The organism is Chamaesiphon sp., assembly GCF_041737865.1.
Classification (GTDB): domain Bacteria; phylum Cyanobacteriota; class Cyanobacteriia; order Cyanobacteriales; family Chamaesiphonaceae; genus Chamaesiphon.
Genome location: NZ_JBGSQZ010000048.1, coordinates 1 through 5231 on the forward strand (window position 1 = coordinate 1; position 5231 = coordinate 5231).

3 protein-coding genes are annotated in these 5231 nt (G+C 44.5%); 1 reads left to right on the plus strand and 2 read right to left on the minus strand.

What is annotated here, in order from left to right; genetic code table 11:
- The coding region (locus tag ACEW9J_RS03455) for a GNAT family N-acetyltransferase (protein WP_373543748.1) at positions 1-574 on the minus strand (574 nt) is incomplete at its 3' end.
- A complete protein-coding gene (locus ACEW9J_RS03460; RefSeq protein WP_373543749.1) occupies positions 565-849 on the minus strand; it encodes a DUF1778 domain-containing protein in 285 nt (94 codons plus the stop codon). The genes ACEW9J_RS03455 and ACEW9J_RS03460, both read right to left, overlap by 10 nt.
- A 553-nt stretch (positions 850-1402) precedes the next feature.
- Between ACEW9J_RS03460 and ACEW9J_RS03465 the strand changes: the two genes are divergently transcribed.
- Positions 1403-5231: calcium-binding protein (locus ACEW9J_RS03465; protein WP_373543750.1), on the plus strand; the 3829-nt coding region annotated here is incomplete at its 3' end.

A 5231-nucleotide genomic window follows, 5' to 3' on the forward strand; every position in this document is an offset into this window, starting at 1 on the left:
GTCGTTCGGGAATTGCCACAAAGCCATTAACTTCATAGAAACGTTTCGCCCCATCATCCAAAGCATGAACCAAAATATAGGCGACCCCAATGCTTTGTGATGCCGTAATAATCCGATCGAGCGCATCTTGCAGCAAACTTAGACCAATTTTCCGTCCTTGATATCGCAAATCGACAGCCAACCGACCGATTAGTGCTGCGGGAATTGGATCGGGCATATTGCGCTGTTTCGCTTTGGGTAGTTCGATCCGGTCGATCGCTGCACTGCTGAGACAATAATAACCGATGACAATGTCTTGAAAATGTGCTCCACTTCGGCAAAGAAGCGACGTTTTGGGGGGAAGCTTCCCCCCAAAAGCTCGCGCCCCAAGACCTAATGGTCGGCGAGCCGACCAAATGCACTTTTCGCTTTCACCATTGCTAACTACAAATGTCCGCGATACACCGAGCACCTGATTTTTCCACGCCCGTTTGTCCAGCCATTCATTGAGCGAGTCAACACCACAATCAAATGTGACTAGATGAGTAGATGTTAAGGAAACAGGTGGCTGTAACGGCAATTGTTCTATGCCCAAGGTGCTTTAACCTGCATGAGTTTACGCAAGCCTTCGGAAGGTTCGGGTGGAGAATCAAGCATTTGACAAAAGTTGGTAAATGTCTCTTCACCAACGGCAATATAAGCTTGGTCTAGCAACACATGCTCTGCTTCCCGACAAGCTATTTCCAGGACAAAATCAGACCGATTTTTGCCCAGACAACGGGCTGCTCGATCGAGTGTATCCCGTTGCTGACGGTTGAGGCGGATATTCATACTACTATCGCGAGGAGCGCGAGAGGCTGAAGAAGACATAATATTTTTAGCCTTATTTATCCTCATTTTCGCCTGTTGTGAATCTATTGTCTATACAGAGTAGAGCGAGTCTACATCCTGTTTCTAGACTGGTGATGCGATCGCCGACTGGATAATTTAATTTTGTGAGATCGGGATCTCGATCGAGTGAATCTATACAGTAGCGCGAGATTGACGAGCGATGACGCGGCACGATCGATTCTCTTTCAGAGAGGCTTCGCCAACGAACCGATACACCGGATGTTCGATCGCTTCACATTACTTTACAGTCTGCGAAAAATATTACTCACTTTTTGTTACTTTTTCTTACTGACAGATCGATCGAGTTGAGATTATATTTAGGCATTGAGATTTAATCAGGTTTTCATTGAATCTCAAGGGAAGCATTTCCGATCGAACTGTGTCAATCGCAGGCTATTTACCAGAGTTTGATACACATTCATTAATTGTCAAGATAGAAGTATTGACAAAAGTTGATGAGAAGCAATTAGTTACGCAATTAACTTATTGCATGACGTGAATTATTTTTTAAATCAAATCCAAGGAATTAGCAATGGCATCTAATTTAAGCTCAAGCACAATCGTCACTAATCTTCAACAAATAGAATCACTACTGACCACTTTAAAGTTGCCATTTGGTGATGACCCATCAAATGAGAAAGATAGATTTTCTCAAATTCTTGGTAATATTAGTAATTCAATCGAAGATCTTGAAAGGCTTCCGCAGGATTCAGATGCAACTAAGCAAATATTAACAAAGCTAGATCGAGATCTAGATAGTTTGTTTGGAAATGAAAATTATTTTAATATTACTCCAGAAAATATTTTACAATTCAAGCTACCTCTGACTACAAACTTTGGTGGCGCAAAAGGCTTACCTTCGATCGACTCAGTTTTTGATCTTGATTGGTCTTTAGTAGATTCTAATGCGATAGTAACGGCTGGATTTAATAACGTCGAGTTAAAGCTAGGAACGTTCTTTCAGAATTTTATTAGTCCGATCTTGAGTCAAATCAACTCTATTACTCAGCCTATTCAACCTCTGATAGATGCTTTAGTAAAACCCATCGATCTATTCAAAGATCTTAAAGATGTTGCTGGCGACATAGTGAATGGGTTGGACGACAATAAGGATGGTAATATCGATCTACTTGACCTTGCTGCGTTTCTGGGTAGCCCTGTAAAAAGAGGGTATATTGATGCAATTAAGAAGGTTGTAGATCTCTCTAATAGTATTCCAACTAGCGATATTTCAATCGGGCTAGGTAGCTTCAACTTTGGCAGCGCAAATCTTCGCATAAATACTTTCGCTCCAACTAGTGTAATTCCAAAGCTAACTGATTCTACTGATGATTGGAAGACTCAGCTCCCAGATAATTCCAAGGAAAGAACTTTTTTAAATAGTTTTGTAGACTTAGTTGGCGGAGATAACAACTTACCTATCCTTAAACAAGAATCTATTTTTGGGTTACTTCTGGGAAAACCAGGTGTCGATCTGTTTATGTATAAGATGCCCGAGTTGGGTATCAATTTTAAATTTAGTGAGTACTTCCCTATTATTGGGCCTCTTGGTGCGAGGCTTGAAGGCAATATCGGAGCGACGGTTAACCTTAGCTTTGGATATGACACATTTGGAATTGAACAATTTAAGCAGAACAACTTTTCAGATCCCAGTAAAATCTTTGACGGATTCTACATAAACGATCTCGATCCACAAACTGGTAAAGATGTAGCCGAAGCTACGCTAGAGGCTAGTATCAAAGCTTTTGGCGAACTAAATGTTGTATTAGCAAGAGGTGGAGTCGGCGGTGGGATTTATGGCACTTTATTTGCAGATTTAGTTGACAATGGCAGTGTTGATGGAGTAAATGGCAAGATTCGGACTTCTGAATTTGGCTCTGCGTTTGCAAGCAATCCAGCTAGTTTGTTTAATTTATATGGTGAGATAACTGCACGTCTAGAAGCATATGCAGAAGTCGGACGGCCTGATAAAGTATTTTTAGGACAAAGACTCGGCGAGCGTTGGGATTGGAAAAGCCCTCCCCAAGTTCTCGCAACATTTGGTAGCAATAGTTCTTCCTCGGCACCACCGCCGCCTCCTATTCTTGCAACTGGAGCTAATGGTGTTTTACAGCTTAATATGGGGCCTTTGGCTGGCGAACGTAAAAATTACAACACTACTGATGGAGCTGAAGCTTTTACAGTAGCTTTTAAAGAAGGTTCAACTGTTACTGTCACTGCATTTGGTTTCACACAAAACTACGATAGTGTCATGGAGATTTCTGCTGATGGAGGTCAGGCAGACGATGAGATTATAATTAAGCCCGAAATTACGATGAGGGCTAAACTCAACGGAAACGATGGCAATGATGTAATTTATGGCGGCAGTGGTAATGATTTAATAGAGGGTGGCAGTGGTTACAATCGACTCTATGGTGGAAAGGGTAACGATACAATTATTGGTGGTAAAGATAGTGATTTCGCTTACGGGGAAGGTGATGATGATGTTCTCAACGGGGAGGGTGGTAATGATGCCCTTGATGGTGGTGCTGGCAATGACACACTCAATGGTGGTATAGGTGCTGATTCTATAAATGGGGGAGACGACAACGATCTTCTAAACGGCGAAAATGAGGATGACATTCTTGATGGTGGTGCTGGTAATGACACCCTAAATGGTGGTATGGGCAATGACACCCTTGATGGCGGCGCAGACAATGACATCCTTGATGGCGGCGCAGGTACAGATGAGCTAGACGGAGGAACAGGTAATGATACTGCGCTCTACGAAACTTCTCCTAACAGCGTTGTCGTTAATATCGACGAAACTCAAGGCTACAGTAATACAGCCTATCCTAACGACCTCGAACCCTCCTTCGTCATTGATTCAGGTACAGCCTTAGATGGTTTTGGTAGCACCGAGACTCTCCGCAACCTAGAGAACATTACCGGATCTGCCTACAATGATATCCTGATTGGCAACGCCCTCAAAAACAGCCTCAATGGCTCAGATGGTAATGACTTACTGATTGGTAACGGTGGCGACGATTTCCTTGATGGTGGTGATGGAACTGATACTGTCAGCTACCGCCGCTCGTTCAATACCTCTTCCATCGGCGTATCTGTCGATCTATCTACAGGCGTTGGCTTTGATGGCATCGATGGACTCGATACCCTCATCAACATTGAAAATATCATCGGATCTGACTTTGGCGATGTCTTAATTGGTCACAGCCAAGCTAATAGTATCCTGGGTGGTGATGATGATGACACAATTGAAGGCAAAGCAGGCAACGATCGACTCTTTGGGGAAAGCGGCGATGACATCCTAAATGGTGACACTGGCGATGACGAGCTAGCGGGTGGGGTTGGTGCTGATACTCTATACGGCGGGGCTGACGCTGACAAACTGTCTGGTGATGCTGGCGATGACCTACTACTTGGAGAAGCAGGCAATGACTTTATTGACGGTGGTACTGAAGTTGATACTGTCAGCTACGACAATTCCCCCCGTGGTGTAGTCGTCAATATTGATGAAGCACTAAACTATCAAAATCCTGGCGGCTTTGTTCATACCAGCATCGTTACCACTACCCCCATCCCTACCGACACCGAACCCAACTTTACGATCGCTGCTGGTACAGCTCAAGATGGTTTTGGTACTGTAGATACACTCCGCAATCTAGAAAATATCATCGGTTCTGAGTTTGATGACGTGCTGATTGGCAACAACCTAGACAACCGCATCCAAGGCTTAACCGGAGATGACTTACTAGTTGGTAATGCTGGCAATGACTACCTTGACGGCGGCGAAAACTCGGCTCCCAATTACTATCGTCGCAGCCGAAACTCAGAATCCGGCGGCGAGTACAGTTATACTTACGACAACGAAGACAGTGATACTGTCAGCTACCGCCGCGACCCAAATCGAGTCATCGTCAACTTAGAGCAAAATCAAGCTCTTGACGGTTTTGGCGGTATCGACGCGATCTATAACATCGAAAATGTCGTCGGCTCCGCCTTCAATGATGAAATCATCGGCGATAGCCAAGCCAATATCATCAACGCTGGCGCAGGTAATGACATAGTTAACGCCAGAAGCGGCAACGATATTATTTTTGGCGAAGCAGGCGCAGACTCTCTATTCGGTCAGAACGGTAACGATTTCCTCGTTGGCGGTACGGATGCCGATCTGCTCGATGGCGGGGAAGGCAACGATACGGCTTCCTACTTCACCTCCGCAACACCTGTATCCGTCAGTCTGACAACAGGTACGGGCTGGGCGGGAGATGCACAAGGCGATCGGCTCCAAGCGATCGAAAACCTCGAAGGTTCGGAATTTGAAGACCTGCTCATCGGCGATAGTGGGAATAATATCCTCA

What these genes read in the sequence shown, in the direction of transcription:
- ACEW9J_RS03460 (WP_373543749.1), bottom strand. Translation starts at nt 849, where the DNA reads ATGTCTTCTTCAGCCTCTCGCGCTCCTCGCGATAGTAGTATGAATATC.